The organism is Acidithiobacillus sp. (genome assembly GCF_023229925.1).
Taxonomy (GTDB): Bacteria; Pseudomonadota; Gammaproteobacteria; order Acidithiobacillales; family Acidithiobacillaceae; genus Acidithiobacillus.
Genome location: NZ_JALNYM010000002.1, coordinates 402,243 through 427,625 on the forward strand (window position 1 = coordinate 402,243; position 25,383 = coordinate 427,625).

The window sequence follows — 25,383 nt, forward strand, 5'->3', positions numbered from 1 at the left end:
TCGCGTATTCTCAAGCAGTTCTCCCTACTTTCAGGACCGCCCTTTGATCTGGGAAAATCTGATGTATCTCACCGTCGGCATAATGCTCGGGCTGGTTGTGGCCGGACTGGTAGCGCGCAGCATGATCCAGCGCCAGCAGGATATCAGCGCAGCCCTCCGGGAAGGAAAGCAAGTCAGTACCGATCAGATGGATAACCTGCAGCGTGAAATAACTGCGCTGCGGCAACAGGCCCAGGGACAGCAGGAAATCCTTCGCCATGAGAGTGAAAACAGGGCCAGCGCAGAAGCGGAAAGCCGCCGTGTCCCCATCCTTGAAAACGCCTTGGTGGCGGAACGCAACAATACCGCTCGCCTGCAAACAGCGTTGGCCGCACTCCAGGGCCAATTGGCGGAGCTCGGTGAACGGCTGGAGCAGGAACGCCTGCGTGGCAACGAAAAACTGGCCCTCCTGGAAGATGCCCGCCAACGCCTCGGCGATGCCTTCCAGTCCCTTTCCGCCGAAGCGTTGCGCCGTAACAATCAGTCCTTTCTGGAACTAGCACGAGAGAATCTGGAGCGTTTCCAGGAAAGCGCGAAGACCGATTGGGAGGGCCGCCAGAAGGCCGTGGGGCAACTGGTGGAACCTATCCGTGAGTCTCTGGAGAAAGTCGGCACCCGCATCGACGCCATGGAAAAGACCCGCGTCGATGCCTACAGCGCCCTCAACGAGCAGATCCGCGGCCTCGTCCAGGACCACCTGCCGCGCCTGCATCAGGAAACCGCAGCGCTGGTGAAGGCGCTACGCCAGCCTGCCGCCCGGGGTCGCTGGGGTGAAATGCAGCTCAAGCGCGTCGTCGAAATGGCCGGCATGCTGACTTATTGCGACTTCACCGAGCAGGAGAGCGTTACCACCGATAATGGCCAGCAGCGCCCCGATCTCGTGGTACGACTACCCGGCGGCAAGCGCATCGTCGTCGATGCCAAGGCGCCTCTGAACGCCTACCTGGAGGCCATGGAAACGGAAGATGAACAAAAGCGTGCCCATTTTCTGCACAAGCATGCCAGCGAATTACGCACCCACATGACCCAGCTCAGCAAAAAATCCTACTGGGAACAGTTCCAGCCGACCCCGGAGTTCGTCGTCCTTTTTGTACCCGGCGAAGTGTTTTTCAGCGCCGCCCTCCAGGAAGATCCGTCACTCATCGAATACGGGGTGGAGCAGAAGGTGATCGTCGCCAGCCCCACCACGCTCATCGCCCTGCTGCGGGCGGTGGCCTATGGCTGGCGGCAGGAGTCGTTGGCCGAGAACGCCCAGGCGATCAGCGACCTCGGGAAAGAGCTCTATGACCGCCTGAGCACGCTGGCAGGTCACTGGACGCGGGTAGGCAAGGGGCTGGGCCAAGCGGTGGAAGCTTACAACAAAGCGACCGGGTCGCTGGAAGGTCGCGTACTGATCTCGGCGCGAAAATTCCGCGAACTCAAGGCCGCACCAGAAGCAAAAGAACTGCCCGGTCTGGAACCCGTAGAGCTGGCCCCGCGCCTCCTCCAGGCGGAGGAACTCACCGGACCAGCAGACACACTACCCGACCACCTCGAGAATCGGCGCTAGCTTACGCAACCCCGCCCAGAAACGGGAAACAAATAAAGTGTCAAGCGTTTTTCCGCCGCGTCTGTGCCTGCACCAGCGCCAATGGCAGACTGAAAGTGACCTTCTCCTCTACCCCAGGCGTCTCTTTCGGAATCCGCGCACCCCAGCTCAGGAGGCTATCGATAATGCCCTGTACCAAGCTTTCCGGCGCTGAAGCTCCGGCGCTGATACCGATTTTCTCCACGCCGTCAAACCATTCACGATTTAACTGTTGAGCATCTTCAATAAGATGCGTCGGTGTCCCCAACCGGGTGCCCAATTCCGCTAAACGGCTGGAATTGGAACTGTTCGGCGCCCCCACCACCAGCAGAATATCCACGTCTGGTGCCAGTGATTTCACCGCATCCTGGCGGTTCTGGGTCGCGTAGCAAATGTCATCTTTTTTCGGCCCTTCAATCTGCGGGAAACGTGCACGCAAGGCAACAATCACCTCAGCGGTATCGTCCATGCTCAGGGTCGTCTGGGTGATGTAAGCGAGCTTTTCCGGGTTGCGGGGCGCCAGGGTCGCCACATCGGCGACATTAGACACCAGATACATCATACCTTCCTCAACCTGACCCATGGTGCCCTCCACCTCCGGATGTCCGGCGTGACCGATGAGCACCATCTCCATACCGTCCCGGCTGTATTTCTTGACCTCCATATGCACTTTGGTCACCAGCGGACAGGTGGCATCAAACACGCTCAGGCCCCGTGCCGCTGCATTCTGACGAACGGCAATGGGCACCCCATGGGCACTGAAAATGACCGTCGCCGCGTCCGGCACTTCATCCAGTTCTTCGACAAAAATGGCGCCACGAGCCCGCAGATCTTCAACGACGTGACGGTTGTGAACGACCTCATGACGTACATAGATGGGCGCACCAAAAAGCTCCAGGGCACGATCCACAATCTGAATCGCCCGATTGACCCCGGCGCAAAAACCACGCGGATTCGCTAACAAAATGTCCATGCTGAGATTCCCGAAATTAATCAGGTTCGATGGTCTATCCTGCCGCTCGCCCTGTCAAGAAGACGGGTCGGCTCTGACCGGGACGAATCAGAGATCGCCCCACAGCGCCTGGGCAACGGCAATAGCGGCGATGGCGGCGGTCTCCGCGCGCAGGATGCGCGGTCCCATACGCAACAAGCGAAAGCCGTGGGCTTGCGCGGCTGCTACCTCCTCCGCTGCCAGCCCACCCTCGGGGCCACTGAGCAAGGTAATCTCCGGCCCCGGATGGTCTTTTAGGCTGACAAAACGTGCGCTGCCCTCCGGGTCCAAGACCAAGGCCGTCCCGCGCACGGCACCCCAGGCCGCTTCCAGTGCCAGAGGCGGAGCCAACTCTGGAATGGTCGTGGCGCCACTTTGCTCACAGGCGGCAATAACTATATCCCGCCAGCGCGCCAGACGCTTCTCTCCACGAGCTTCACTCAGTTGCACCATCCCGTGGCGGCAGGCCACCGGCTGAATCCGTTGCACCCCGAGTTCTACCGCCTTCTGCAAGCTCCAGTCCCAGCGTTCCCCCCGGGTCAGAGGCAAGAAGACCTGAATGGCCAAGGGGGAGCGCGTCACTTGCGGGCAGCGCTCGGCAACCTCCAGCAAGGCCGCCCCTGAAGACACACCGACCAGAATGGCGCGGTAGACAGCGCCATCGCCATTGAACAGGGTCAGCGGCTGCCCGTTGCGCGCACGCAGCACCTTGAGCAGATGATGACTGGAGCCTGCCGGGAGCAGAAAAGGTCCGCTTTCTGGAAGGTTCGAATCGGCGTATAAATGGATGCGCGGCATAGATTACGACATTGAGTGGGAGAACATGGGTGGGATTATATCATCGTGACGCTGGCGTGGGTGACGCATGATCAAAGACTCCGATTGCCGGCGCCCCCCGGTCTGGCAGACGCGACCCGGCCTGGTCCCCGCCTGGATCTACAATCAGGCCCTCATTCTGCAGCATGCCGCCACTGGCCCCGTTTTCATCCCCCTGCGCTACGTCTCGATCATGGCCATCCTGCTGGAGCGAGAATGGGTGTTCTGCGACTACATCGGCGGACGGGTGGCCGTGAGCGTCTGGCACCACTTCGACCCCCGATCCCGGGAAGACCTGCATGAGAGCGTGACTTGCCAGATGGATCTTTTCAGCCCGGAAGGAGAAGAGATTCTGCGTCGCATGCCCATGGAATTTCATCAAGCCTTAAACAACGCCGTCAAAAAGTCTGCAGAAAAAAGGCGGTACTCCGCCCAGGTGATCGCTCTGGATGCCCAAACTCGTCGGGACCCAGGCCCTGAGCCTGAGAACTAGGACCTCTATCGAAGACAACACCCATGACGCCAGAAATCGACCCGTAATGGGTCGGCAAGCTGCTGCCGAGTTCCCAAATGCAGCCCTTTGATTTATGCTAAAACAAATCCTGTCTTCCACCAAATCCGTCACTCAAGGAAAAGAATCGCATGGCCTCCATAGGTAATCTCGCACTGTCCCTGCTTCCCGTCACTGAATCTGCGGCCCGCGCCGCCAGCGGTTGGATCGGCCGGGGTGAAAAGGAACTCGGTGATGGTGCCGCAGTGGATGCCATGCGTGCAGCCATCGCCCAGGTCCCCATGCGTGGTGTGGTGATCATCGGTGAAGGCGAAAAAGACGAAGCCCCCATGCTCTACAACGGTGAAGTTGTGGGCTCCGGTTCCGGCCCGGAAGTAGAGATTGCCGTCGACCCCGTTGAGGGCACCACCTTCCTGGCCCAGGGCATGCCCGGTTCCATCTGCGTGCTGGCGGCGGCCCCTAAAGGCAGCATGTTTCAACCTGGCCCGGCCTACTATATGGACAAGCTGATTGTCCCGGCCCCGGCTCGCGGCAAAATAGATCCTGCCGCACCGATGCAGAACAAGCTCCATGACCTAGCGCGCGCCCTCGGCAAAGAAGTCCGTGAATTGCGCATTTTCCTGCTCAAGAAGCCACGTCACGAAGCCATGATCCGCGAAATTCAGGCGGCGGGCGCTACTGTACGCCTGCAGACAGACGGCGACGTCAGCGGCGGCATCATGGCCGCCCTCGGCACCAAGGTAGATGCCATGATGGGTATCGGTGGCACCCCGGAAGGTGTCATCTCCGCCTGCGCCGCCCGCGCCATGGGTGCAGATATGTTTGGTGCACTATCGCCACAGAAGCCCGGCGAAGCCGAAGCCATCGCCGCCGCTGGCCTCAAGGCTGGCCAGTGGCTGGGTCGTGACGACCTGGTATCGAGCGACGATGTGCTTTTTGTGGCTACCGGCCTGACCTCCGGCGACATCCTCGATGGGGTAACCCGCTCCCACTACTTCGTAGAGAGCGAGAGCCTGGTTATTTCCGGCCACGACGGCATTTTGCGCCGGGTCCGCACCCATCAACGCATCGATTGATTTTTATTTATAAGGAGTATTTTTATGACTGTCACCCGTACTGATCTGGCGAACGCGATCCGCGTTCTCACCATGGACGCAGTGGAAAAAGCGAAGTCCGGCCATCCCGGCATGCCCATGGGCATGGCGGATATTGCCGAAGTGCTATGGAACGACTTCCTGGTCCACAACCCCGCCAATACCCACTGGGCCAACCGCGACCGTTTTATCCTGTCCAACGGGCACGGCTCCCTGCTGCAATACGCGCTCCTCCATCTCACCGGTTATGATGTTTCTATGGAAGACCTCAAAAGCTTCCGCCAGTGGCACAGCAAGACCCCTGGCCATCCAGAGTACCGCGACACTCCGGGTATTGAAACAACCACAGGCCCCTTGGGTCAGGGCCTTGCCAACGGTGTCGGTATGGCGCTGGCGGAGCGCATGCTCGCTGGCCACTTCAACCGGCCCGGTCACGAAATCATCAATCACTACACCTATGTATTCCTTGGCGATGGCTGCCTCATGGAAGGGGTTTCCCACGAAGTCTGCTCTTTAGCGGGTGTCTGGGGGCTCAGCAAGCTCATCTGTTTCTACGACGACAACAACATCTCCATTGACGGCCATGTGGATGACTGGTTCGCCGACAACACTCCGGCCCGTTTCGAGGCTTACGGCTGGCATGTGATCCGCCAAGTCGACGGCCACGATCCCGAAGCCATCAGAACGGCCATCATTGATGCCCGCAAACAGACTAACAAACCCACCCTGATCTGCTGCAAGACGGTCATCGGCCATGGTTCCCCCAACAAGGCAGGCAGCCATGACTGTCATGGCGCACCTTTGGGCGCCGAAGAGATATGCCTGACCCGGGAAAATCTGGGTTGGTCCGCGGAGCCGTTCCAGATCCCCGAGGCCATTTACCGGGCCTATGATGCCCGGGCCAAGGGGGAGGCCGCCGAGGGTGACTGGAAGACCCGTTTCGCCAGTTATCGCGAACTCTATCCCGAAGAAGCGGCGGAACTCGAACGGCGCCTGGCAGGTACCCCCAGCGGCGGTTTCGATGACGCGGTGACGGCGCTCATTGCCGGTTTCCGTGAGGCGGCGCCCAAGATCGCCACCCGCGTGGCATCCGGCCAGTGTATTCAAGGTGTTGCAGCGGAATTACCCGAATTTATCGGGGGCTCTGCCGATCTTACCCCTTCCAACAATACCCATTGGAAAGAAGCCATCGACATCGGCAAACATCGCCTGATGGGTAACTACATCCACTACGGCGTGCGCGAATTCGGCATGTCTGCCATCATGAACGGTATTGCTCTCTACGGTGGCTTCCTGCCCTTCGGCGGCACCTTTCTGATCTTCTCCGACTACAGTCGCAACGCCATCCGGATGTCGGCGCTGATGGGTATTCGTGTGGTCTACGTGATGACCCACGACTCTATCGGTCTGGGTGAAGACGGTCCCACCCATCAGCCCATCGAGCAGGTCAACAGCCTGCGCCTGATCCCCAACCTCAACGTCTGGCGTCCGGCAGATGCCGTGGAAACCGTTATCGCCTGGGAGTCCTCTGTTAAGCTGGAGCGGACACCGTCCCTGCTCGCCCTCAGCCGACAGAACCTCCCGGCCCTGCCACATACCGACGAAACCGTGGCCAATGCTCGCCGCGGCGGCTATGTGATCAAGGATGCCGAGGGCGGCAAAGCCAAGGGTATCCTCATCGCCACCGGCTCCGAGGTGGAGTTGGCGCTGGCGGCACAGGCCAAGCTGGCGGAGCAGGGACATCCGGTGCGCGTGGTTTCCATGCCTTGCATGGACATCTTCGCGGCACAGGACGCGGCATATCAGGAAAGCGTCCTCCCCATTAGCATCACCAAGCGCATCGCTATCGAAGCGGGTACCACGGGGCTCTGGTACAAGTATGTGGGCCTGCACGGCGCGGTCATCGGTATCGACCACTTCGGCGCTTCGGCCCCGGCCCCGATCCTGTTCGAGAAGTTCAACTTCACGGTGGATAACGTGGTCGCGCGTTTCCAAACACTGTAACCCATTCATTTTAAAATATTGAGGAGTTCACATTATGGCATTGCGTATTGGTATTAACGGCTATGGGCGTATCGGACGGAACATCCTGCGAGCCGTGTACGAAGCAAACCGGACTGACAAGGTCCAGATCGTCGCGGTCAACGACCTGGGCAGCCCCGAAACCAACGCCCACCTGACACAGTATGATTCCGTGCATGGCAAATTTCCTTTTGCGGTGAACGTGGACAACGGCGACATGCTGATCGGCGACGACCGGGTCAAGGTGCTCGCCGAGCGCGACCCCTCCAAGCTGCCCTGGGGTGATCTGGGTGTGGACGTAGTCCTGGAGTGCACCGGCTTCTTTACCTCCCGCGAAAAAGCGGCCCTGCACCTCATGGGCGGCGCCAAGAAGGTGCTGATCTCCGCACCGGCGAAAGATGCGGTCGACCTCACCGTCGTCTACGGCGTCAACCACCAGTTGCTCGACCCCGCCAAGCACCACATCGTCTCCAACGGCTCCTGCACCACCAACTGCTTGGCGCCTCTGGCCAAGACCCTGAATGATCTGGCCGGCATCGAGGGTGGCACCATGAACACCATCCACTCCATGACCAATGACCAGCGCATTATCGACGTCTATCACGAAGACCTGCGCCGCGCCCGCGCTGCTGGCATGAGCATGATCCCCACCAGCACCGGTGCCGCCAAGGCCATCGGCCTGGTACTGCCGGAGCTGGCCGGCAAGCTGGACGGCTTCGCCATCCGCGTGCCCACCCAGAACGTCTCTCTCGTTGACCTCACCTGTATCGTCAGCAAGGAAGTCTCCGTCGACGAAATCCATGCGGCGATGAAGGCGGCCAGCCAAGGCGCGCTCAAGGGTGTCTACGGCTACAACGACAAGCCTCTGGTCTCCATCGACTTCAACCACAACCCGCACTCCTCCACCTACGAGTCCTCCCTGACCAAGGTCAAGGGCAAACTGGTCAAGGTCTGCTCCTGGTATGACAACGAGTGGGGCTTCTCCAACCGCATGGTGGATACCGCCCTCGCCATGATGGGTCAGGCCCGCTGAGAGGAGGACCCGCCATGAATGTTTTGCGCATGACCGACTTGCCCTTAAGGGGCAAGCGCGTACTGATTCGTGAGGACCTCAATGTCCCCATGAATGATGCGGGGACCATTACCGATGACACCCGCATCCGTGCCAGCCTGCCCACCATTCGCGCCGCGCTGGACGGCGGCGCACGGGTAATGCTGATGTCCCATCTGGGGCGTCCCAAGGAAGGCGTTTTTGATGAAAAGGCCAGCCTGGCTCCCATCGCCGCCCATCTCGGCCATTTGCTGGACCGCAATGTACCTTTGGTGCGGGACTGGCTGGATAACGGCAAGGATAACCTTGCCCAGTTGCAAGACGGTGATGTGGTCGTGCTGGAAAACGTCCGCTTTAATGCGGGCGAAGGCCAGGATGACGAAGCGCTTTCCAGAAAAATGGCCGCGCTCTGCGATATCTATGTGATGGATGCTTTTGGGACGGCCCATCGTGCCCAGGCCAGTACCCACGGCGTCGGCAAGTTCGCGCCTGTCGCCTGTGCTGGTCCTCTGCTCGTCAATGAACTGGAAGCGCTGGGCAAGGCCCTGCAGAATCCTCAGCGTCCCTTGGTCGCCATCGTCGCCGGGTCCAAGGTTTCCACCAAACTGACCATCCTCAAGTCCCTGGCGGACAAGGTGGATCAACTGGTGGTGGGCGGCGGCATTGCCAACACCTTCATCCTCGCCGCTGGCCATTCCATCGGCAAATCCCTCTGTGAGGCCGATCTGGTGCCCGATGCCAAAGCCATCATCGCGGCAGCCAAAGCCAAGGGCGGCGATGTGCCACTGCCCAGTGATGTCGTCGTCGCCAAGGCGTTTTCGGCTACGGCACCTGCCAGAACCTGTGGCGTGGACGATATCGCAGCGGACGACATGGTGCTGGATATCGGCCCCAATACCGCCAAGGCCTTGGGCGAAATCCTGCGTAAGGCAGGCACCATCGTCTGGAATGGCCCGGTAGGCGTGTTTGAGTTTGATGCCTTCGCCGGTGGCACGAAAGCCATTGCCCAGGCGGTAGCCGAAAGCAGCGCCTTCTCCATTGCCGGGGGTGGCGACACCATTGCGGCGATTAACCAGTTTCACATCGAAGATAAGGTTTCTTATATCAGTACGGGTGGCGGCGCCTTCCTGGAATTCCTCGAAGGCAAGACCCTGCCCGCCGTAGCCATGCTGGAAGCACGTGCGAGAGGTACACACACTTGATACGCCGGACGAAAATCGTCGCAACCCTGGGCCCTGCCAGCTCTGATGTGCAGGTCATCGATCGCCTGATCGAGGCGGGTGTCGATGTCGTCCGCCTCAATTTTTCCCACGGCGCGCCCGAAGATCACGTCAAGCGTGCCGAGATGGTCCGGGAAAGGGCGCGCGCCCATGGCCGCGCTATCGGTGTGTTGGCCGATTTGCAGGGACCCAAAATTCGCATCGGTAAATTTGCCGAAGGCAAGATCCACCTCAAGGAAGGCGAACCTTTTATCCTCGATACGACCTGCGCCCTCGGCGATCAGACGCGGGTTGGCGTGACCTACCCGCAACTAGTCGGCGATGTGGAGCGGGGCGCAACCCTGCTGCTCAATGACGGCATGATCGTGCTCTGGGTAGAAAAAGTGCAAGGCCACGAGATCCACACCCGGGTGGTGCAGGGCGGCGAGCTCTCCAACAGCAAGGGCATCAACCGCGCCGGTGGCGGTCTGACCGCACCGGCGCTGACGGACAAGGACCGGGCCGACATCATCACCGCGGCGCGCCTGGAGGCCGACTATCTGGCCGTCTCCTTTCCGCGCAGCGCCGCCGACATGGAAGAAGCCCGCCGTCTCTTCCGCGAAGCGGGTGGTCATGGTGCCCTGGTCGCCAAAATCGAGCGGGCCGAGGCGGTAGAAGCCATTGAAGAGATTCTCGCGGTCTCCGAGGCTATCATGGTGGCACGCGGCGATCTCGGGGTGGAGATCGGCGATGCGGCGGTGCCACCAGTGCAGAAACGGATTATCGCTCTGGCGCAGAAGTACAACCGCCTGACGATTACGGCGACACAGATGATGGAGTCCATGATCCATCAGCCGATTCCGACCCGCGCCGAAGTTTCCGACGTCGCCAATGCCGTCCTCGACGGTACCGATGCCGTGATGCTGTCGGCGGAAACCGCCAGTGGAGCCTTTCCGGTGGAGGCCGTCGCCGCTATGGACCGCACCTGTCGGGAGGCCGAACGGCAGGCGCCGGTCAACAACACCCTGCAAATCATCGACCGGCCCCTGGAGCGGATGGACGAAACCATCGCGGCAGCGGCCATTCTGGCCACCATGCGCTCACCCATTGTGGCCATCGCGGCGTTTACCGAGAGCGGTTCTACCGCCTTATGGTTGTCCCGTGCCAACCCTCGGGTGCCCATCTATGCGCTGACACCACAGGTTTATACGCGGCGCAAGGTGACTTTGTATCGCGGAGTCCACCCGGTCAACTTCCCGCAGAGTCGCCATGATGATCCCGTGCAGGTGATGCGGGCGGCAGAGGACGAACTGCGGCGGCGGGGTGCGGTCCGCGATGGTGATCTGATTCTCATCACCATTGGCGAACCTATGGGCGCCCCCGGTGGTACCAACACCCTCAAGCTGGTGCGTGTAGGTGATGTCACGCACAGAGGCTGAGTTGGTTCGCTTTGGGATGTCTATCGGGGTCCGCTTGCAGTTTGTGGGACCCCTCTATACGATTGCTCAAGACTCAATCAATTTTCATTCACGTTTAGGAGAAGTGTTATGGCCCTAGTTTCCTTGCGCCAGTTATTGGACCACGCCGCAGAGCACAGTTACGGAATCCCCGCTTTCAACGTCAACAACCTGGAACAGGTGCGCGCGATCATGGAAGCAGCGGCTGCCGTCGACGCGCCGGTCATCCTTCAGGCTTCCGCTGGCGCCCGAAAATATGCGGGCGAACCCTTTCTGCGCCACTTGATTCTGGCCGCCATCGAAGAATATCCGGACATCCCGGTTGTCCTGCATCAGGATCACGGCGCGAGCCCGGCGGTCTGCATCCAGGCCATCCGCTCCGGCTTCTCCAGTGTAATGATGGATGGCTCCCTGCTGGAAGATGCCAAGACCCCCGCCAGCTATGACTACAACGCCACCGTCACCGCCAGAGTTGTGGAAATGTCCCATGCCGTCGGCGTCACCGTCGAAGGCGAACTGGGCTGCCTCGGCTCCCTGGAAACCGGTCTGGCCGGTGAGGAAGACGGTGTCGGCGCCGAAGGCTGCCTGACCCATGATCAGATGCTGACCGATCCTGAAGAAGCCGCCCGTTTTGTGCAGGCCACCAAAGTGGACGCCCTGGCGATCGCCATTGGCACCAGCCACGGCGCCTACAAATTCACCCAGCCGCCGACCGGCAAAGTGCTGCGCATTGACCGCATCAAGGAAATCCACGCCCGCATCCCGGATACCCACCTGGTCATGCACGGCTCGAGCTCGGTGCCCCAGGACTGGCTGAAGATTATTCATGAGTTCGGTGGCGACATCGGCGAGACCTACGGCGTGCCGGTGGAAGAAATTCAGGAAGGCATCAAATACGGCGTACGCAAGGTCAACATTGATACCGACCTGCGTCTCGCGGCCACGGGCGCAGTGCGCCAGAGCCTGTACAAAAACCCCAAGAACTTCGATCCCCGCAAGTTCCTGACGGCCTCCATTGATGCCATGCGCGATATCTGCCGCCAGCGCTTCGAGGCCTTCGGCTGTGCCGGACAAGCCAGCAAGATCAAGGTCATCTCGCTGGATACCATGTTCAAGCGCTATAGCAAGGGTGAGCTCGACCCCCGCGTCACCGGCGTCTAAAACACGCTACCGACCTGTTGACTGGCGAGAGCGCATGGCGCTCTCGCCCTGTTTTTGGAGGCAATATGACTCAGTTCAAGATTTCCCCCTCTATCCTTTCGGCGGATTTCGCCCGTCTGGGTGAGGAAGTGCGCGCCGTCGATGAGGCGGGCGCCGACTACATCCATATCGATGTCATGGACAACCATTTCGTCCCCAATCTGACCATCGGACCGCTGGTGGCGGCCGCCATCAAGCCGCACACCAAAAAACCCCTGGACGTGCATCTCATGATCTCGCCGGTGGACAGCATCATTCCCGACTTCGCCAAGGCTGGCGCTGACATCATTACGGTGCATCCCGAGGCGACACTGCATCTGGACCGGACCATTCAGTTGATCCACAGCCTGGGCTGTAAGGCTGGTGTTTCCCTCAATCCGGCCACACCGCTCAACGTGCTGGACTATGTGCTGGAAAACCTCGACCTGGTGCTGGTGATGAGTGTCAACCCCGGTTTCGGCGGACAAAGCTTCATTGAGTACACCCTGCGCAAGATCGAGGCGATCCGCAAACGCATTGAGGCCACAGGCAAGGCCATCGAGCTGGAAGTGGACGGTGGTGTCAAGGTGGATAACGTGCGGCGGGTCGCCGACGCCGGCGCCGACGTCTTCGTGGCGGGCAGCGCCATTTATAACACCCCCGATTACGCCGCGACCATCTCCGCTTTCCGCAAAGCTCTGGCGGGCTGAGTCATGGTAAAGCTGAACGCTGGCAAACCGTTTACCGCGCGCGTCGTCCTGCTCGATCTGGACGGCACGCTGATAGATACCGCGCCAGACCTGGCCGGTGCGGCCAATCATGTGCTGCAAAAACTCGGGCGTGCGCCTGCCGAGATGCCGGTCATTCGTGGTTTCATCGGTAACGGCGTCCGTGAACTGATGCGCCGCGCGCTGGCGATCCACAGCGATCCCAGCGAAGTGGAACTGGATGCCGCCATGGTCGATTTCAGCAAGTACTACGGGGAGCATCTGCTGGACCATAGCGTGATCTACCCGGGGGTGCGCGGCACACTGGAGGCCTTGCAGGCTCAGGGCCGGGAGCTGGTATGTATCACCAACAAGACGGCGGCCTTCACCGTGCCGCTGCTCCAGCAATTGAACCTGTACGATTTCTTCGGACTGGTCTTGTCTGGCGACAGCCTGCCACGCAAGAAGCCCGATCCATTACCCCTGACCCATACGGCTGAACACTTTCATCAGTCGGTGGGAAACTGCCTGCTGGTCGGCGATTCGCGTAACGACACGCAGGCGGCGCGGGCGGCGGGTATGCCCATTGCCTGCGTGACCTACGGTTATAACGGCGACGAGCCTGTCCACTGTCTGGATCCCGACGCGGTACTGGACAACATGAGCGAATTATTGGATATTCTGGCGTAGCTTTGCGAGGAATCAGAGGTACCATGCGGAAAACACTGCGGTGGGAGAGACGATGGCGTTGCTGCTGAAAGGCAGTGACTTCTTTTCTATCGCTCTAACGAGGTAATCCGTGATTCCAAAAGCAACCTTTGAGGCTTTGGCGCGCCAGGGCTACAACCGCATACCCCTTTCCCGTGAGGTCATCGCTGACCTCGATACCCCCTTATCGGCCTATCTCAAACTGGTCGATGGTCCCTATGCCTACCTGCTGGAATCTGTGCAGGGCGGCGAAAAATGGGGCCGTTATTCCATCATTGGCCTTCCGGCGCAGCAGATATTGCGGGTCACCCAAGGGGTTGTCACTGTTCATGTGGACGGCGTCGAGATCGAGCGGGCGACCCCGGCGGACCCTCTGGAATGGATCAGTGCCTTCCGCAAGCGCTTCCACGTCGCACCATTGGAAAATGCCGATGAGCGCTTCAGCGGCGGCTTGGTGGGCTATTTTGGCTACGACATCGTCCGCAACATCGAACCCCGCCTCGCCCGCAGCGCCCCCTTGCCCGACCCACTGGATCTGCCGGAAATTCAGTTACTGGTGGCCGACGAACTGCTGATCTTCGACAACCTGCGCGGGACCCTCCGCCTGCTGGTGCATGTTGACCCCGCCCAACCCGATGCCTGGGAGCGTGGCGCCGCTCGCCTGCAGCAACTCCAGCAGCGGCTACGCGAATCGGCACTGCCACCCCCACCGCCGGTGCGCACCCGACACGTCCGCGAGGCAGATTTCACCGCCAGCTTCAGTCGTGAGGGATATATGGCGGCGGTGCGCACCATCAAGGCCTATATCGGCGCCGGGGATGTGATGCAGGTGGTGCCCTCCCAACGCCTGTCCACACCGCTGACTGCGCACCCGCTGGATCTCTATCGCGCCTTGCGTGGCGTCAACCCTTCCCCCTACATGTTTTATGTGGACCTGGGTGATACTCATCTGGTGGGCTCGTCGCCAGAGATACTGGTGCGCGTCGAAGATGATCAGGTCACGGTGCGCCCCATCGCCGGCACCCGACCGCGCGGCAGAACCCGCGCCGAAGATGAGGCGCTGGAACGGGAACTTCTCGCCGACCCCAAGGAGCGCGCCGAACACCTCATGCTCATCGACTTGGCGCGCAATGATGTGGGGCGTATTGCCAACACCGGCTCAGTGCAGTTGACCGATTCGTTCAATATTGAGCGCTACTCCCATGTCATGCACATTGTCTCACAAGTCACGGGACGATTGCGGCCGGAGCTGGACGCCATGGATGCTTTACGAGCGACCTTCCCGGCCGGCACCGTTTCCGGTGCGCCCAAAATTCGCGCCATGGAAATCATCCGCGAGGTGGAGCCGGTAGCGCGTGGCGTCTATGCCGGAGCGGTGGGCTACTGGGGCTGGAATGGCAACATGGACACCTGCATCGCCATTCGCACCGCCGTCATCAAGGATGGCATGCTGCATATCCAGGCGGGCGGCGGCATTGTCGCCGACTCGGAGCCCGCGGCGGAGTGGGAAGAAACCATGAACAAACGCCGCGCCATGTTCCGCGCCGTAGCACTGGCCGAAAACGGTCTCGACCCCGAAGGGAGGGCAGATCATGCTACTCATGATTGATAACTACGACAGCTTCACCTACAACCTGGTGCAATACTTCGGCGAACTGGGGGCGGAAGTGCGGGTCGAGCGCAATGATGCCATCGACGTGGCGGCCATTGAGAAACTGGCGCCCAGCCGCATCTGCATTTCGCCCGGCCCCTGTACCCCTAACGAGGCGGGTATCTCTCTGGACGTTATTCATCATTTCGCCGGGAAGATCCCTTTGCTGGGGGTCTGCCTCGGGCATCAGGCCATCGGTCAGGCCTTCGGCGGCAAGGTCGTCCGCGCGGCGCAGGTGATGCACGGCAAAACCTCGCCCATTTTTCACCAGGGCCAGGGGATATTCCGGGATTTGCCGGACCCCTTCGCCGCCACCCGCTATCACTCCCTGATCGTCGAGCGCGACTCACTGCCCGAAGCGCTGGAGGTAACGGCCTGGACCGCAGAAGGAGAAATCATGGGCTTGCGCCACCGCAGCCTGGATGTGGAGGGCGTACAGTTTCACCCCGAATCCATTCTCAGTGAGCACGGCAAGACCTTGCTGCAACACTTTCTGCAAGGCGACGCACGATGATCGTCCGGGACATACTGGAGCAAATCGTGGCGGGGCAGGACTTGTCGCGCAAAGAGGCACAAACGGTCTTCGCCGGCATCATGGCCGGGGACTGGACGCCCGCACAAATCGGCGCCCTGCTCATGGGCCTGCGCATGAAAGGGCAGCGAGTCGAGGAACTGGTGGGTGCCACCCAGGCCTTGCGCGCCTGCATGACGCGGGTACAGGTCTCCACCGATCACCTGCTGGACACCTGTGGCACTGGCGGCGATGCCCTGAGCACCTTCAACATATCGACGGTGTCTGCCGTGGTGGCGGCGGCTGGCGGGGCACGAGTGGCCAAGCACGGCAACCGTTCCATGGTCAGCCGTAGCGGTAGCGCCGATGTGCTGGAAGCCGCGGGTTTGCCCATGGACATGAGCCCTGAAGACGTCGCCAAAAGCATTGAACGCATCGGCATCGGCTTTCTTTTTGCTCCAGCGCACCATGGTGCCATGCGTTACGCCGCCGGTCCGCGCAAGGAACTCGCCATCCGCTCTCTCTTCAACCTCATGGGACCACTGAGCAATCCGGCAGGGGCTCCGCATCAAGTGCTTGGCGTTTATGCCGAGCGCTGGCTGACCCCTCTGGCGGAGGCGGCGCGGGAACTGGGATCGCATCACGTCCTGGTGGTCCATGGTCATGACGGTCTGGACGAAATCAGCCTATCCGGGCCATCGGATGTGGCTGAATTAAAAGACGGCGTGATCAGCCGCAGCCGAATTCAGCCCGAGGATTTCGGGTTGTCGCGAGCACCATTGTCGACCCTGCAAATCGACAGTGTGGCGGCGGCACTGACAGCGGCAGAAGAGGTGTTACAGAATCGCCCCGGCCCGCGTCGCGACGTCGTCCTGCTCAATGCCGGAGCCGCGCTCTATGCGGCAGACGTGGTCCCCGATATGGCTGTCGGCGTGGTAGTCGCCCAGGCTGTGCTCCATTCCGGCGCCGCCTGGGACAAATGGCAGACATTGCTGGGCAGGACTCCACAGGGATAGGACATGACCGACATACTTCAAAAAATTATTGCCCGCAAGCGAGAGGAGTTAGTAGAGCGCCAGACTCGCCTGGGTCTCCCGGAGTTGCAGGCGGCAGTGGCCCTGGCGGCGCCGCCCCGCGACTTCATCGGCGCCATTCAGGCCAAAATCGCCCGCGGTCAGGCGGCCGTCATTGCCGAGATCAAGAAGGCGTCGCCGTCGGCGGGGGTTATCCGGGAGGACTTCAACCCGGTGACCATTGCCCAGGATTACGCGGCCCATGGGGCGGCCTGCCTGTCGGTCCTGACCGATGAACACTACTTTCAGGGTGCTGACCTCTATCTGACCGCCGCCCGCGAGGCCTGCACACTGCCGGTACTGCGCAAGGATTTCTGTATCGACCCGTATCAGGTCTGGGAGGCACGCGCCATCGGCGCCGATGCCATCCTGCTCATCGTCGCTGCCCTGAGCGATGCCGAACTACAGCACCTGGAAACCACCGCACAGAGCCTGGGTATGGCGGTACTGGTAGAGGTGCACGATGGTGCCGAATTGCGACGCGCATTAAAATTGCGTACGCCATTAATCGGCATCAATAACCGGGACCTGCGGCGCTTTGTCACCGAGATTGAAACCACACTGAAACTGCTGCCGGAGATTCCCGAGGGACGGATCGTTGTCACCGAAAGTGGCATTCGCCGCAGTGAAGAGGTGGCGACCCTGCGCGCTGCGGGGGTAGCCGCCTTTCTTGTCGGCGAGGCATTTATGCGCGCCGCGCAACCGGGAGATGCCCTGCAACGTCTGTTTTTTGACTAAATGTAGTTTACACGGCTAGTTGATTGTCATTAAATGGGATTCTGTACTTTCCGGGAATAGGGAGTGGTTTGTGAAGGCACGTGTACAGTGGATGGGTCCTGAGCAGATGAGTTTTGTCGCTGAAGCCGATAGCGGTCACGCCCTGGTCATGGACGGTTCCGTCGAGATTGGCGGGCGTAATCTCGGGCCGCGCCCCATGGAACTCCTGTTGATGGGATTGGGCGGCTGCTCCAGCATTGATGTGGTCATGATCCTCCAGAAGTCACGGCAGGATATCCGCGACTGTATCGTAGAAATAAGTGCCCGGCGTGCGGATCAAGAGCCCAAAGTATTCACCGAGATTCATCTGCATTTTGTGGTATCCGGCAAGGCGCTCGACCCCAAGCGAGTAGCCCACGCCATTGATCTGTCCGCAGAAAAATATTGCTCGGCGAGCATCATGCTGAGCAAAACCGCGGTGATCACCCATGACTATGAAATTCGAGAAGAATGCTGAGGATACCGTTATGCTACTGAGTAAAACCAGCGAATATGCCTTACAGGCCCTGATTTATCTGGCCGCGCAGCAGCCCGGAGAACCGGTGCTGAGTCGGGACATCTCCGATTATTTGCGAGTACCTGCACAGTATCTGGCGAAGATCCTGCAGGATCTTGCTAAGCGCGGAGTGCTGGACTCCTTCAAGGGTCGCGGCGGCGGTTTTGTCCTGCGTCCTGGCGCGGAGCAGATGAACATCCTCGACATCGTCGAGATCGTGGAAGGCCAACCCTTTGGTCAGGGCTGCGTACTGGGCCTCAAGACCTGCGCCGATGAAACCGCTTGCCCCGTGCATACTCAGTGGAAACCGCTCAAGGCCGAGGTGATCGACCTGCTCAACAAGCAGACCATTGGCAGCATGGCGGAGGCCGTACGTGCTGGTCGTTATCGCATTCATTTACCGGGCGGCACGGAATTGAACATGCGTCCGGTCCGGGCATCCAGCAGCGCCCCCTCCTAAGCGATTATATCCAGAGCGCTCCCTGGGTCAGAACTTTTGAAAAGATTCCCATAGCCAGACGTACTGGCATGGGCAGTTTTTCTGCACCCAGTTCTTCCGCTTTTTCGGCGTGCCCAACTTCGTCGTCCCGCATCTGCGCCACAATGGCTCGACTGCGCTCATCATCGGCCGGGAGTTCATCCAGATGGCTGTTGAGATGTTCTTCCACCTGATTTTCCACCGCGACGACCAAGCCGAGATTGCTGGCGCGACCGCGACGGGCGGCCAGAAAACCCATGCCCCAGCCCGCCCCATACCAGAGTGGGGCGAGCAGACTCGGGCGACTGTTGAGCTCCCGCAGGCGGGCTTCACACCAACGCAGATGGTCTTCTTCTTCGGTTCGCGCCCGCTGTAGTTGCTCGCGCAACTCAGGGTCATCGGTGCCGGTCGCCTGCCCCGTATATAGCGCCTGTGCCATGATCTCGCCCGCATGGTTGACCCGCATCATGCGTCCGGCCCGCTGTCGTTCCCAGGGACGCAGGACTGCGTCGGGAACGCCCTTGCCCGGATATGGCCGATCGCTGCCAATCTGCCGCCCGGTCAGGGTACGCAAGGCATTATCGATGTTGGCGATGACTTGATCGCTGAGCATGGCATCTCCGCACGCTGTCAGTAAGGGCTAATTCGGGTATGATGTCCCTGAATGAAGAGGGGGTCAACGCTAATGGAAGGTGCTTTCTATCAACGGCATATGTTTCTTTGCCTGAATCATCGTGACAACGGCGAGCAGGCCTGCAATAACAGCGGCCTCGCCGAAGAAATGTTTCACGTGGCCAGGAAGCACGCCAAAACCCTCGGTATCCATGGCGAAAAACGCGTTCGGGTAAACCGCTGCGGCTGTCTGGGACGGTGTAGCGATGGGCCGGTTGCCGTAGTCTATCCTGATGCCGTTTGGTACACCTATGTAGATGCCGATGATGTGCGCGAAATCGTCGACTCCCACCTGCGCGACGGCCTGCCCGTCGAACGGCTGCGGATCTGATGCTGCCTATCGACCGGAGTCACCTCTACGATGGCGGCGAACTCGCCAGCCTGGAATGTGTAGGCCAGCGCGTTATTATTCCTGGCCCGGCGGGCATGCTGGAGGGCATCACGGCGTGCCCCGATAAGGAGACGCGCGGCGCGGTGGCGGTCATTCTCCATCCGCACCCCCTTTATGGTGGCACCTTGAATAATAAGGTCGTGCATTATCTCAGCAGAACCTGCAACCAGTTAGGCATCCCCTCACTGCGTTTCAATTTCCGCGGAGTGGGCGAGAGTGGCGGCGTCTATGACGATGGTCGTGGTGAAACCGAGGATTGCCTGGCGGTGCTCGACTGGGTGCAGGAGCGCCGCCCCGGCTTCGATATCTGGCTGGCCGGATTTTCCTTCGGAGCCTATGTGGCCTATCGCAGCGTACACCGTCATCCCCGCATCAGCCGTCTCCTGACCGTCGCCCCGCCCGTTAATCTCTTTGATTTCACTGTTCTGCCAGCGCCTTCCTGTCCGTGGACCCTGATTCAAGGCGAACTGGACGAACTGGTACCCGCCGCGAGCGTGGAAAATTGGGTTGACACCCTGCCCGTTCAACCCAGGAAGATCATGCTTCCCGCAGATCACTTTTTTCATGGTCAACTGAATGTTCTGCAGGCGGCGCTGTTACATTCCCTCAATGACGAAGAAAGCGAGATAGGCGTCCGTGACCCCTGTCATGAATCCAGCTTTTCTTGAACTACGGGTACTGCATAAGCGTTATGGCGGACGCGAGGTGCTGCGCGGGGTAGACTTTGCCGTTGCCGCCGGGGAGTGCTTCGCCCTGGTCGGTCCCAATGGGGCGGGCAAGAGTACCACGGTGCGGGCAATTCAGGGGCTGACGCCCACTGATGACGGCGAGATTCGCATCGGTGGTCGGGTGCTCGCAGCAATGGGGCGAGCGGCGCGGGCAGACATGGGGGTGGTGCCCCAAACGGACAACCTGGACCCCGATTTTACCGTGCAGGAAAACCTCTGGACCTACGGCCGCTACTTCGGCCTGCCGAAAGCACTGATCCGCCAGCGCAGTGCCGAATTGCTGGAGTTTATGGCCCTCAGCGACTATGCCGCACAACCGATCCACTCGCTATCCGGTGGTATGCAACGCCGCCTGACCATCGCCCGTGCCCTGATTAACGCCCCCAAACTGCTGCTGCTGGACGAGCCCACCACCGGACTCGACCCCCAGGCCCGTCATCTCATCTGGCAGCGCCTGCGCGAACTACGGCGGCAAGGCACCACCCTGCTCCTGACCACACATTATATGGACGAAGCGGAGCGTCTGGCAGACCGAGTCGGGATCATCGACCATGGCCGGATTCTGGCGGAAGACAGTCCGCGCGGCCTGATCGCCACCCATATCCCTGGGGGCGTCGTCGAATTGCGCCGGGTGGACGGTGAACTTCCCGACCCGCAGGACCTGCATCACCAGTGGGTGAGCGTCAGTGAGCGCGTGGGCGACACCCTGATCTGCTATGGGACGGATTTGAGTCCGCTGCTGATGCACTTTGCGGAGGATCCCGCCTATCGCTGGATACAGCGTCCCGCCAGCCTGGAGGATGTGTTCCTGCGCCTGACGGGACGCGACCTGCGGGAAGAGAGCGAATAATGCCGATTGGCGAGATATTACCGGGGACCGGTGCGCTGGCCGTTTTGCAGCGCAACTTGGGCGTCTGGCGCAAGTTGCTGGTGCCGAGCCTGCTCGGCAACTTTGGCGACCCGCTCCTTTATCTGCTGGCGCTGGGTTATGGTTTGGGGCACTTCGTCGGGCGGATGGACGGAATGCCCTATATTACCTTCATCGCCTCTGGTATTGTCGCCAGCAGTGTGATGAATACGGCCAGCTTCGAGGGTCTGTACTCAGCCTTTACCCGGATGAGCGCCCAGCACACCTACGCAGCGATGCTGGCCACCCCTCTGCGGGTCAGCGATATTCTCACCGGCGAGGTGCTTTGGTGCGCCGTGAAGGGCTTGATCAGCGCCGTGGCTATTATCATCGTGGCCAGCTTTTTTGGCGCCATACAAGGCCCCTGGGTGTTCCTGGCGCTGCCGGTCATTTTGCTGGCGGGGCTGAGTTTTGGTGCATTGGCGCTGGTCATGACGGCGCTGGCGCGCAGTTATGATTTCTTCATGTATTATTTCACGTTGGCAGTGACGCCGATGTTTCTCTTTTGTGGCGTTTTTTATCCGCTCCATTCGCTGCCACCCTTCGCCCAACAAGTGGCACAGGTGCTGCCCCTGACTCATGCGGTGGCCCTGCTGCGGCCGCTGCTCACCGGACACCTGCCTCATGAAGTGCTTTACCACACGGGCGTGCTGCTGCTGTACACTCTGACGGCCTATGGGCTTGCGTGGCGTCTATTCAGTCGCCGGTTGCTGCGCTGATGACAACGGGTAGATGTCCTCTGCACGCCCTTGACAGACGCACCGGTTAGGGCTTTAATTTGCGGCTCACGGCGCTTTAGCTCAGCTGGTTAGAGCAGCGGAATCATAATCCGCGTGTCCGGGGTTCGAGTCCCTGAAGCGCCACCAAATAAATCAGCTAGTAGTCAATCTCTTCTTGGCAATCCTTAGGTACTCAGACAAAAATTCAGTGCCGCACCAAAACGATCGAGAGGATTTCTGTCAACCGAGGTTTTCCATAACAACCAACGGCGTCACGCACGCCTTGGCTGTCTGGTCTCTGCCGTAATCATCAGGCAGATCAGCGAAACTGAGCGGGCTGATTGAAACAGGAGTGTCTACTATTGACTGCACACCTCAGTCGCGCCATGGCCCTTAATTTCTGGCGCCATTTGAGCCTGCGTTCCAAAAGCATGATCTTCGTGCTCATGCTCATAGCTGGCATCTATGGAACAATCGTCCTGTTTCTGTACACCGCCGTCGAACAAACTATGGAGGGGCGGATTCATAGCAAGGTTATCCACCTCAGCCGCGGACTTGCCCACGATGCCGCAGGCCCTCTATTACTCAACGATGGGAGCGCGCTGTTCAAGCTCATTAAGCAGGTTGAAAGCAATCCGCTGATCCGTGATGCAATCATCATAAATCAGCAAGGCGTAATAATCGCGAGTACACAGTTAACCGCGATCGGCCGACATCGGCCAGTGCCGCCAAGCTCGGGGCGCGAGGAATTTACGGCCCCCATCCGGGTTGGGTCGCATATGCTAGGCTATGTCCGCCTGCATCCCAATAATGACGCTATCCAAAACATGGTGAGTACCCGCATGGACCTTGCGATTAGGCGTCTTTCCTTTCTTGGCCTTATTACGGCTTTCCTTGGCCTCATCGGTGCATCGCTGATTGGCAAGGCCTTCACCCGCCCCATCTTGCGCCTCTCGCAGAAGATGGCAGACATGGAGTCGCGGCTCCATGTCGACAGTTTCTCGCCGTATCCTTCCGTTCCGGCGGATGGCGACGAGATGACGCACCTGGAGGAAGGCTTCAAGCGGCTGGAACAGCGGCTACAGCAATATCTTATGGAACTCAACCAGCTGCATCGAAGGCAACAGGCGATGCAATGCATGGCCACGATTGGAGAGATGTCGGCCCAGGTGGCTCACGAGATCCGCAACGCCCTTTCGTCCTTGCGCGGTGCAGCGCGATACCTGGTCCGCTACGAGCAGCCGGTGAACCGGCAGGATTTCATCAATATCATCGAAGAAGAGGTCCAGCGACTGTATGACATGACCCAGGGGTTTCTGGATTTCGGGCGCCCTTACCATATACAGCTCACAGAAGTATCGGCGCTGGAGTTGCTCTTACGCAGCAGCAAGCGGCACGCGACGGATTTGGAGGCCAAAAATATTACCCTTACGATAGACTGCCTTCCATCCCTGCAGGTCATCGTCGATCCTCAGTTGCTGGAGCAGGCCATCAGCAACCTGCTGCTCAATGCTGTCGAAGCCTTGCCGAACCATGGTGGCTGCATTACCTTATACGGTCGGCGCGAAAGCAACGGGCAATTCGTGACCGGGGTTGTGGACAATGGCCCAGGGGTACCACCGGAACGGGTCAGTGACATTTTCAAGCCTTATGTGACCGCAGGGAAGGCGAAGGGTAGCGGCCTTGGGCTGGCGGTGGTCACCAAGATCATGATGGTTCACGACGGCCAAGTGGAACTGCGTCCACGGGATGTGGGAGCGGAATTCGCGCTCTGCCTGCCCCCGCAACGTTCCGATTGATGCCCCACGCACCGGTATCGTCATTTTAGAGGTATAAAAAAGCCATCGGCATGCCATCCCAGAAAATTCTCATCGTCGAGGACGAAAAAAATCTGCGCAGTGTACTCGCCGCCATCCTGGAGGCCGAGGGATTCTCGACCATACAAACCGAAAGGGCGGAAGAGGCGCTGGCGGTCATGGCTCGGGATATTCCTGCGCTGGTCCTTACGGATCAGCGTTTGCCGGGCATGAGCGGCACCGATCTGCTCAGGCACATCAAGGAACGCTGGCCCGAAATTCCGGTATTGATCGCCACTGCCTATGGCGAAATCGAACAAGCGGTACAGGCCATCAAGGCGGGCGCGGAGCATTACCTGACCAAACCGGTGGATGAAGGGGAACTTGTCGCGGTCATTCGCCAAGCCCTGAGCCGCCGCGGCCACGCCATACCGCCTCACCGCCCGGACCTGCCGCGCCACGGCATCATCGGGGAAAGCCTAGGCACCTTCGAGATGCTGGAGATGATTGACCTCATCGCGCCAGCCGTTTCCAGCGTACTGATCACCGGGGAGTCGGGGACCGGCAAGGAATTGGTTGCCAGGGCGCTACACATCGCCTCGCCGCGGGCCCATGCGCCTTTTATTGCTTTCAACTGCGGGGCCATCCCCCTGAATCTGGTAGAAAGCGAAATCTTCGGGTACGAGAAGGGCGCCTTTACCGGCGCATTGCGCACTCAGGCGGGGAAGTTGGAAATGGTGGGCGAAGGCACGCTTTTTCTGGACGAGGTCGGCGATATGCCGCTACCCATGCAGGTCAAGCTGCTGCGGGCCCTGCAGGAGCGGGAATACACGCGCCTTGGCGGGCACCAGCCCTTGCGCCTCTCGGCCCGCATCATTGCCGCGACCCACATGGACCTCGCCAAAGCAGTGGAAGAAGGCCGCTTCCGGGAAGACCTGTATTACCGTCTGAATGTTATCCCGCTGCATATCCCGCCGCTGCGCGAACGGCGTGAGGACATCGCCCCTCTCGCGCGCCATTTTCTACGCCGGGTCTGCGCCGCCGTCGGAAGGCCTGAAATGGATATCGATGCCCAGGCGCTGGCCACCATCAGGGCATATTCATGGCCCGGCAACATCCGCCAACTCGAGAACATCGTCGAGCGGCTGGTGGTGCTCAATCGGAGCGGCACCATACTGGCGACCGATCTCCCCAATGAGATGCGTATCGCGGAGACGGAGAGCCCCCCCCCTGCCGGTGGGGCTTATGGCCTGCACGCGGTAGAACGCGAGGCGGTCGTTTCCGCCTTGAACAAGACCCACTTCAACCAGAGCCAGGCCGCCATTCTGCTCGGCATCAGCCGCAAGCAACTGCGCACCCGCATGAAAAATCTCGGGCTCATCGGCGACCACGAGGATTTGCTGGGCGGCGAGAAGGAATAAGCACCGCGGTTAGATGGTCGTCTTGGGACGACTTCATGTCAACGACCCGAACCCAGCCTGCTGACCTGCTTTACGGCAGCACCGATCACCCCCCCGCCCCGGGGGTGTCGGGCTGCCGGCATGCCCCACTACTTTGGCGTGCACAAACGTGACTGGATAGACACTCGCTGGCCCTTTTGGCACAACCACTTCGTTCAGATGCGCCGTTTGGTTCATTCGCGCGCCCTTCGACCATATTCATCATAATAATCTTGCAACAAAACAGCAGTCTGCCAGCCTTCATATGGCTGGCACGATACATGCTATAGATTGTGGCCGTAGCCTTTTATGTAGAGTGAGAATTGAGAATCTATAGGGGGAAATGCGCTTTATAGGTCTCCTAGTACACACATCATCTATGCTGCGACAGGATTCCTGTTTTC

Annotated in this window: 25 protein-coding genes and 1 tRNA gene; 23 read left to right on the forward strand and 3 right to left on the reverse strand. The window is 60.0% G+C overall.

All coding sequences use genetic code 11. The features are described from left to right. Positions 1–43: 43 nt before the first annotated feature. On the forward strand, positions 44–1,588 hold the full coding sequence (gene rmuC, locus M0P56_RS08430) for a DNA recombination protein RmuC (RefSeq protein WP_291509604.1): 1,545 nt from the start codon (positions 44–46) through the stop codon (positions 1,586–1,588). A 40-nt stretch (positions 1,589–1,628) separates the two neighbouring features. On the opposite strand, the gene ispH is transcribed toward rmuC, so the two are convergent. Further along, complete coding sequence (gene ispH / locus M0P56_RS08435; RefSeq protein WP_291509605.1) at positions 1,629–2,579, reverse strand: 4-hydroxy-3-methylbut-2-enyl diphosphate reductase; 951 nt, start codon at positions 2,577–2,579, stop codon at positions 1,629–1,631. 87 nt (positions 2,580–2,666) lie between these two features. After that, positions 2,667–3,395 carry a 16S rRNA (uracil(1498)-N(3))-methyltransferase gene (locus M0P56_RS08440; protein WP_291509606.1) on the reverse strand — a complete coding sequence of 243 codons (729 nt, stop codon included), beginning with the start codon at positions 3,393–3,395 and terminating at the stop codon, positions 2,667–2,669. A gap of 67 nt (positions 3,396–3,462) precedes the next feature. On the opposite strand from M0P56_RS08440, the gene M0P56_RS08445 reads away from it, so the two are divergent. The 15 genes from M0P56_RS08445 (at position 3,463) to M0P56_RS08515 (ending at position 18,309) form a co-directional block, all read left to right on the forward strand. Continuing rightward, positions 3,463–3,906, forward strand: coding sequence for a hypothetical protein (locus M0P56_RS08445; RefSeq protein WP_291509607.1), 444 nt, complete (start codon positions 3,463–3,465; stop codon positions 3,904–3,906). Positions 3,907–4,055: 149 nt separating this feature from the next. After that, positions 4,056–5,000 (forward strand): class II fructose-bisphosphatase, encoded by a 945-nt coding sequence (gene glpX, locus M0P56_RS08450; RefSeq protein ID WP_291509608.1) that lies wholly within the window; start codon positions 4,056–4,058, stop codon positions 4,998–5,000. A gap of 24 nt (positions 5,001–5,024) precedes the next feature. Further along, on the forward strand, positions 5,025–7,022 hold the full coding sequence (gene tkt / locus M0P56_RS08455) for a transketolase (RefSeq protein WP_291509609.1): 1,998 nt from the start codon (positions 5,025–5,027) through the stop codon (positions 7,020–7,022). Between the two features lie 34 nt (positions 7,023–7,056). Continuing rightward, positions 7,057–8,073, forward strand: a complete 1,017-nt coding sequence (gene gap, locus M0P56_RS08460) for a type I glyceraldehyde-3-phosphate dehydrogenase (RefSeq protein WP_291509610.1) — start codon at positions 7,057–7,059, stop codon at positions 8,071–8,073. A 14-nt stretch (positions 8,074–8,087) separates the two neighbouring features. Next, positions 8,088–9,293 carry a phosphoglycerate kinase gene (locus M0P56_RS08465; protein WP_291509611.1) on the forward strand — a complete coding sequence of 402 codons (1,206 nt, stop codon included), beginning with the start codon at positions 8,088–8,090 and terminating at the stop codon, positions 9,291–9,293. Further along, positions 9,290–10,729, forward strand: coding sequence for a pyruvate kinase (gene pyk / locus M0P56_RS08470; protein WP_291509612.1), 1,440 nt, complete (start codon positions 9,290–9,292; stop codon positions 10,727–10,729). Before M0P56_RS08465 ends, pyk begins: the two co-directional genes overlap by 4 nt. A gap of 108 nt (positions 10,730–10,837) precedes the next feature. Next, positions 10,838–11,908, forward strand: a complete 1,071-nt coding sequence (gene fba, locus M0P56_RS08475; RefSeq protein WP_291509613.1) for a class II fructose-bisphosphate aldolase — start codon at positions 10,838–10,840, stop codon at positions 11,906–11,908. A gap of 65 nt (positions 11,909–11,973) precedes the next feature. After that, complete coding sequence (rpe, locus tag M0P56_RS08480) at positions 11,974–12,636, forward strand: ribulose-phosphate 3-epimerase (protein WP_291509614.1); 663 nt, start codon at positions 11,974–11,976, stop codon at positions 12,634–12,636. A gap of 3 nt (positions 12,637–12,639) precedes the next feature. After that, on the forward strand, positions 12,640–13,323 hold the full coding sequence (locus M0P56_RS08485; RefSeq protein ID WP_291509615.1) for a phosphoglycolate phosphatase: 684 nt from the start codon (positions 12,640–12,642) through the stop codon (positions 13,321–13,323). Between the two features lie 109 nt (positions 13,324–13,432). Beyond that, positions 13,433–14,950 (forward strand): anthranilate synthase component I, encoded by a 1,518-nt coding sequence (gene trpE, locus M0P56_RS08490; RefSeq protein ID WP_291509616.1) that lies wholly within the window; start codon positions 13,433–13,435, stop codon positions 14,948–14,950. Next, positions 14,934–15,506: an aminodeoxychorismate/anthranilate synthase component II gene (locus M0P56_RS08495; protein WP_291509617.1), complete on the forward strand. Its 573-nt coding sequence runs from the start codon at positions 14,934–14,936 to the stop codon at positions 15,504–15,506. The genes trpE and M0P56_RS08495 overlap by 17 nt, the downstream gene beginning before the upstream one ends. After that, a complete protein-coding gene (trpD, locus tag M0P56_RS08500) occupies positions 15,503–16,519 on the forward strand; it encodes an anthranilate phosphoribosyltransferase (protein WP_291509618.1) in 1,017 nt (338 codons plus the stop codon). The genes M0P56_RS08495 and trpD overlap by 4 nt, the downstream gene beginning before the upstream one ends. A gap of 3 nt (positions 16,520–16,522) precedes the next feature. Further along, positions 16,523–17,314: an indole-3-glycerol phosphate synthase TrpC gene (gene trpC / locus M0P56_RS08505; RefSeq protein ID WP_291509619.1), complete on the forward strand. Its 792-nt coding sequence runs from the start codon at positions 16,523–16,525 to the stop codon at positions 17,312–17,314. A gap of 70 nt (positions 17,315–17,384) precedes the next feature. Then, the gene (locus M0P56_RS08510) at positions 17,385–17,810 is read left to right on the forward strand and encodes an OsmC family protein (RefSeq protein ID WP_291509620.1); all 426 of its coding nucleotides are present in this window, start codon (positions 17,385–17,387) and stop codon (positions 17,808–17,810) included. 10 nt (positions 17,811–17,820) lie between these two features. Beyond that, positions 17,821–18,309: an Rrf2 family transcriptional regulator gene (locus M0P56_RS08515; protein ID WP_291509865.1), complete on the forward strand. Its 489-nt coding sequence runs from the start codon at positions 17,821–17,823 to the stop codon at positions 18,307–18,309. A gap of 4 nt (positions 18,310–18,313) precedes the next feature. Here M0P56_RS08515 and coq7 read toward each other — a convergent pair whose 3' ends face one another. Beyond that, positions 18,314–18,940: a 2-polyprenyl-3-methyl-6-methoxy-1,4-benzoquinone monooxygenase gene (coq7, locus tag M0P56_RS08520; RefSeq protein WP_291509621.1), complete on the reverse strand. Its 627-nt coding sequence runs from the start codon at positions 18,938–18,940 to the stop codon at positions 18,314–18,316. Between the two features lie 72 nt (positions 18,941–19,012). Here coq7 and M0P56_RS08525 point away from each other — a divergent pair, with 72 nt between their 5' ends. The 7 genes from M0P56_RS08525 (at position 19,013) to M0P56_RS08555 (ending at position 24,961) form a co-directional block, all read left to right on the forward strand. After that, positions 19,013–19,330 (forward strand): (2Fe-2S) ferredoxin domain-containing protein, encoded by a 318-nt coding sequence (locus tag M0P56_RS08525; protein ID WP_291509622.1) that lies wholly within the window; start codon positions 19,013–19,015, stop codon positions 19,328–19,330. Further along, positions 19,330–20,058, forward strand: a complete 729-nt coding sequence (locus M0P56_RS08530; protein WP_291509623.1) for a CocE/NonD family hydrolase — start codon at positions 19,330–19,332, stop codon at positions 20,056–20,058. Before M0P56_RS08525 ends, M0P56_RS08530 begins: the two co-directional genes overlap by 1 nt. After that, a complete protein-coding gene (locus tag M0P56_RS08535) occupies positions 20,039–20,968 on the forward strand; it encodes an ATP-binding cassette domain-containing protein (RefSeq protein ID WP_291509624.1) in 930 nt (309 codons plus the stop codon). The genes M0P56_RS08530 and M0P56_RS08535 overlap by 20 nt, the downstream gene beginning before the upstream one ends. Further along, positions 20,968–21,744 carry an ABC transporter permease gene (locus M0P56_RS08540; RefSeq protein ID WP_291509625.1) on the forward strand — a complete coding sequence of 259 codons (777 nt, stop codon included), beginning with the start codon at positions 20,968–20,970 and terminating at the stop codon, positions 21,742–21,744. The genes M0P56_RS08535 and M0P56_RS08540 overlap by 1 nt, the downstream gene beginning before the upstream one ends. A 70-nt stretch (positions 21,745–21,814) precedes the next feature. Further along, positions 21,815–21,891, forward strand: a tRNA-Met gene (locus M0P56_RS08545). Positions 21,892–22,106: 215 nt separating this feature from the next. Further along, the gene (locus tag M0P56_RS08550) at positions 22,107–23,543 is read left to right on the forward strand and encodes an ATP-binding protein (protein ID WP_291509626.1); all 1,437 of its coding nucleotides are present in this window, start codon (positions 22,107–22,109) and stop codon (positions 23,541–23,543) included. Between the two features lie 50 nt (positions 23,544–23,593). After that, complete coding sequence (locus M0P56_RS08555; RefSeq protein ID WP_291509627.1) at positions 23,594–24,961, forward strand: sigma-54 dependent transcriptional regulator; 1,368 nt, start codon at positions 23,594–23,596, stop codon at positions 24,959–24,961. Positions 24,962–25,383: the final 422 nt, after the last annotated feature.

Coding starts and splice junctions, on each gene's coding strand:
- trpD (WP_291509618.1), top strand. CDS start 15,503: ATGATCGTCCGGGACATACTGGAGCAAATCGTGGCGGGGCAGGACTTG.
- coq7 (WP_291509621.1), bottom strand. CDS start 18,940: ATGCTCAGCGATCAAGTCATCGCCAACATCGATAATGCCTTGCGTACC.
- fba (WP_291509613.1), top strand. CDS start 10,838: ATGGCCCTAGTTTCCTTGCGCCAGTTATTGGACCACGCCGCAGAGCAC.
- gap (WP_291509610.1), top strand. CDS start 7,057: ATGGCATTGCGTATTGGTATTAACGGCTATGGGCGTATCGGACGGAAC.
- M0P56_RS08465 (WP_291509611.1), top strand. CDS start 8,088: ATGAATGTTTTGCGCATGACCGACTTGCCCTTAAGGGGCAAGCGCGTA.
- trpC (WP_291509619.1), top strand. CDS start 16,523: ATGACCGACATACTTCAAAAAATTATTGCCCGCAAGCGAGAGGAGTTA.
- M0P56_RS08540 (WP_291509625.1), top strand. CDS start 20,968: ATGCCGATTGGCGAGATATTACCGGGGACCGGTGCGCTGGCCGTTTTG.
- tkt (WP_291509609.1), top strand. CDS start 5,025: ATGACTGTCACCCGTACTGATCTGGCGAACGCGATCCGCGTTCTCACC.
- M0P56_RS08440 (WP_291509606.1), bottom strand. CDS start 3,395: ATGCCGCGCATCCATTTATACGCCGATTCGAACCTTCCAGAAAGCGGA.
- M0P56_RS08485 (WP_291509615.1), top strand. CDS start 12,640: ATGGTAAAGCTGAACGCTGGCAAACCGTTTACCGCGCGCGTCGTCCTG.
- M0P56_RS08445 (WP_291509607.1), top strand. CDS start 3,463: ATGATCAAAGACTCCGATTGCCGGCGCCCCCCGGTCTGGCAGACGCGA.
- ispH (WP_291509605.1), bottom strand. CDS start 2,579: ATGGACATTTTGTTAGCGAATCCGCGTGGTTTTTGCGCCGGGGTCAAT.
- M0P56_RS08555 (WP_291509627.1), top strand. CDS start 23,594: ATGCCATCCCAGAAAATTCTCATCGTCGAGGACGAAAAAAATCTGCGC.
- rpe (WP_291509614.1), top strand. CDS start 11,974: ATGACTCAGTTCAAGATTTCCCCCTCTATCCTTTCGGCGGATTTCGCC.
- M0P56_RS08515 (WP_291509865.1), top strand. CDS start 17,821: ATGCTACTGAGTAAAACCAGCGAATATGCCTTACAGGCCCTGATTTAT.
- glpX (WP_291509608.1), top strand. CDS start 4,056: ATGGCCTCCATAGGTAATCTCGCACTGTCCCTGCTTCCCGTCACTGAA.
- M0P56_RS08535 (WP_291509624.1), top strand. CDS start 20,039: ATGAATCCAGCTTTTCTTGAACTACGGGTACTGCATAAGCGTTATGGC.
- M0P56_RS08525 (WP_291509622.1), top strand. CDS start 19,013: ATGGAAGGTGCTTTCTATCAACGGCATATGTTTCTTTGCCTGAATCAT.
- M0P56_RS08495 (WP_291509617.1), top strand. CDS start 14,934: ATGCTACTCATGATTGATAACTACGACAGCTTCACCTACAACCTGGTG.
- M0P56_RS08530 (WP_291509623.1), top strand. CDS start 19,330: ATGCTGCCTATCGACCGGAGTCACCTCTACGATGGCGGCGAACTCGCC.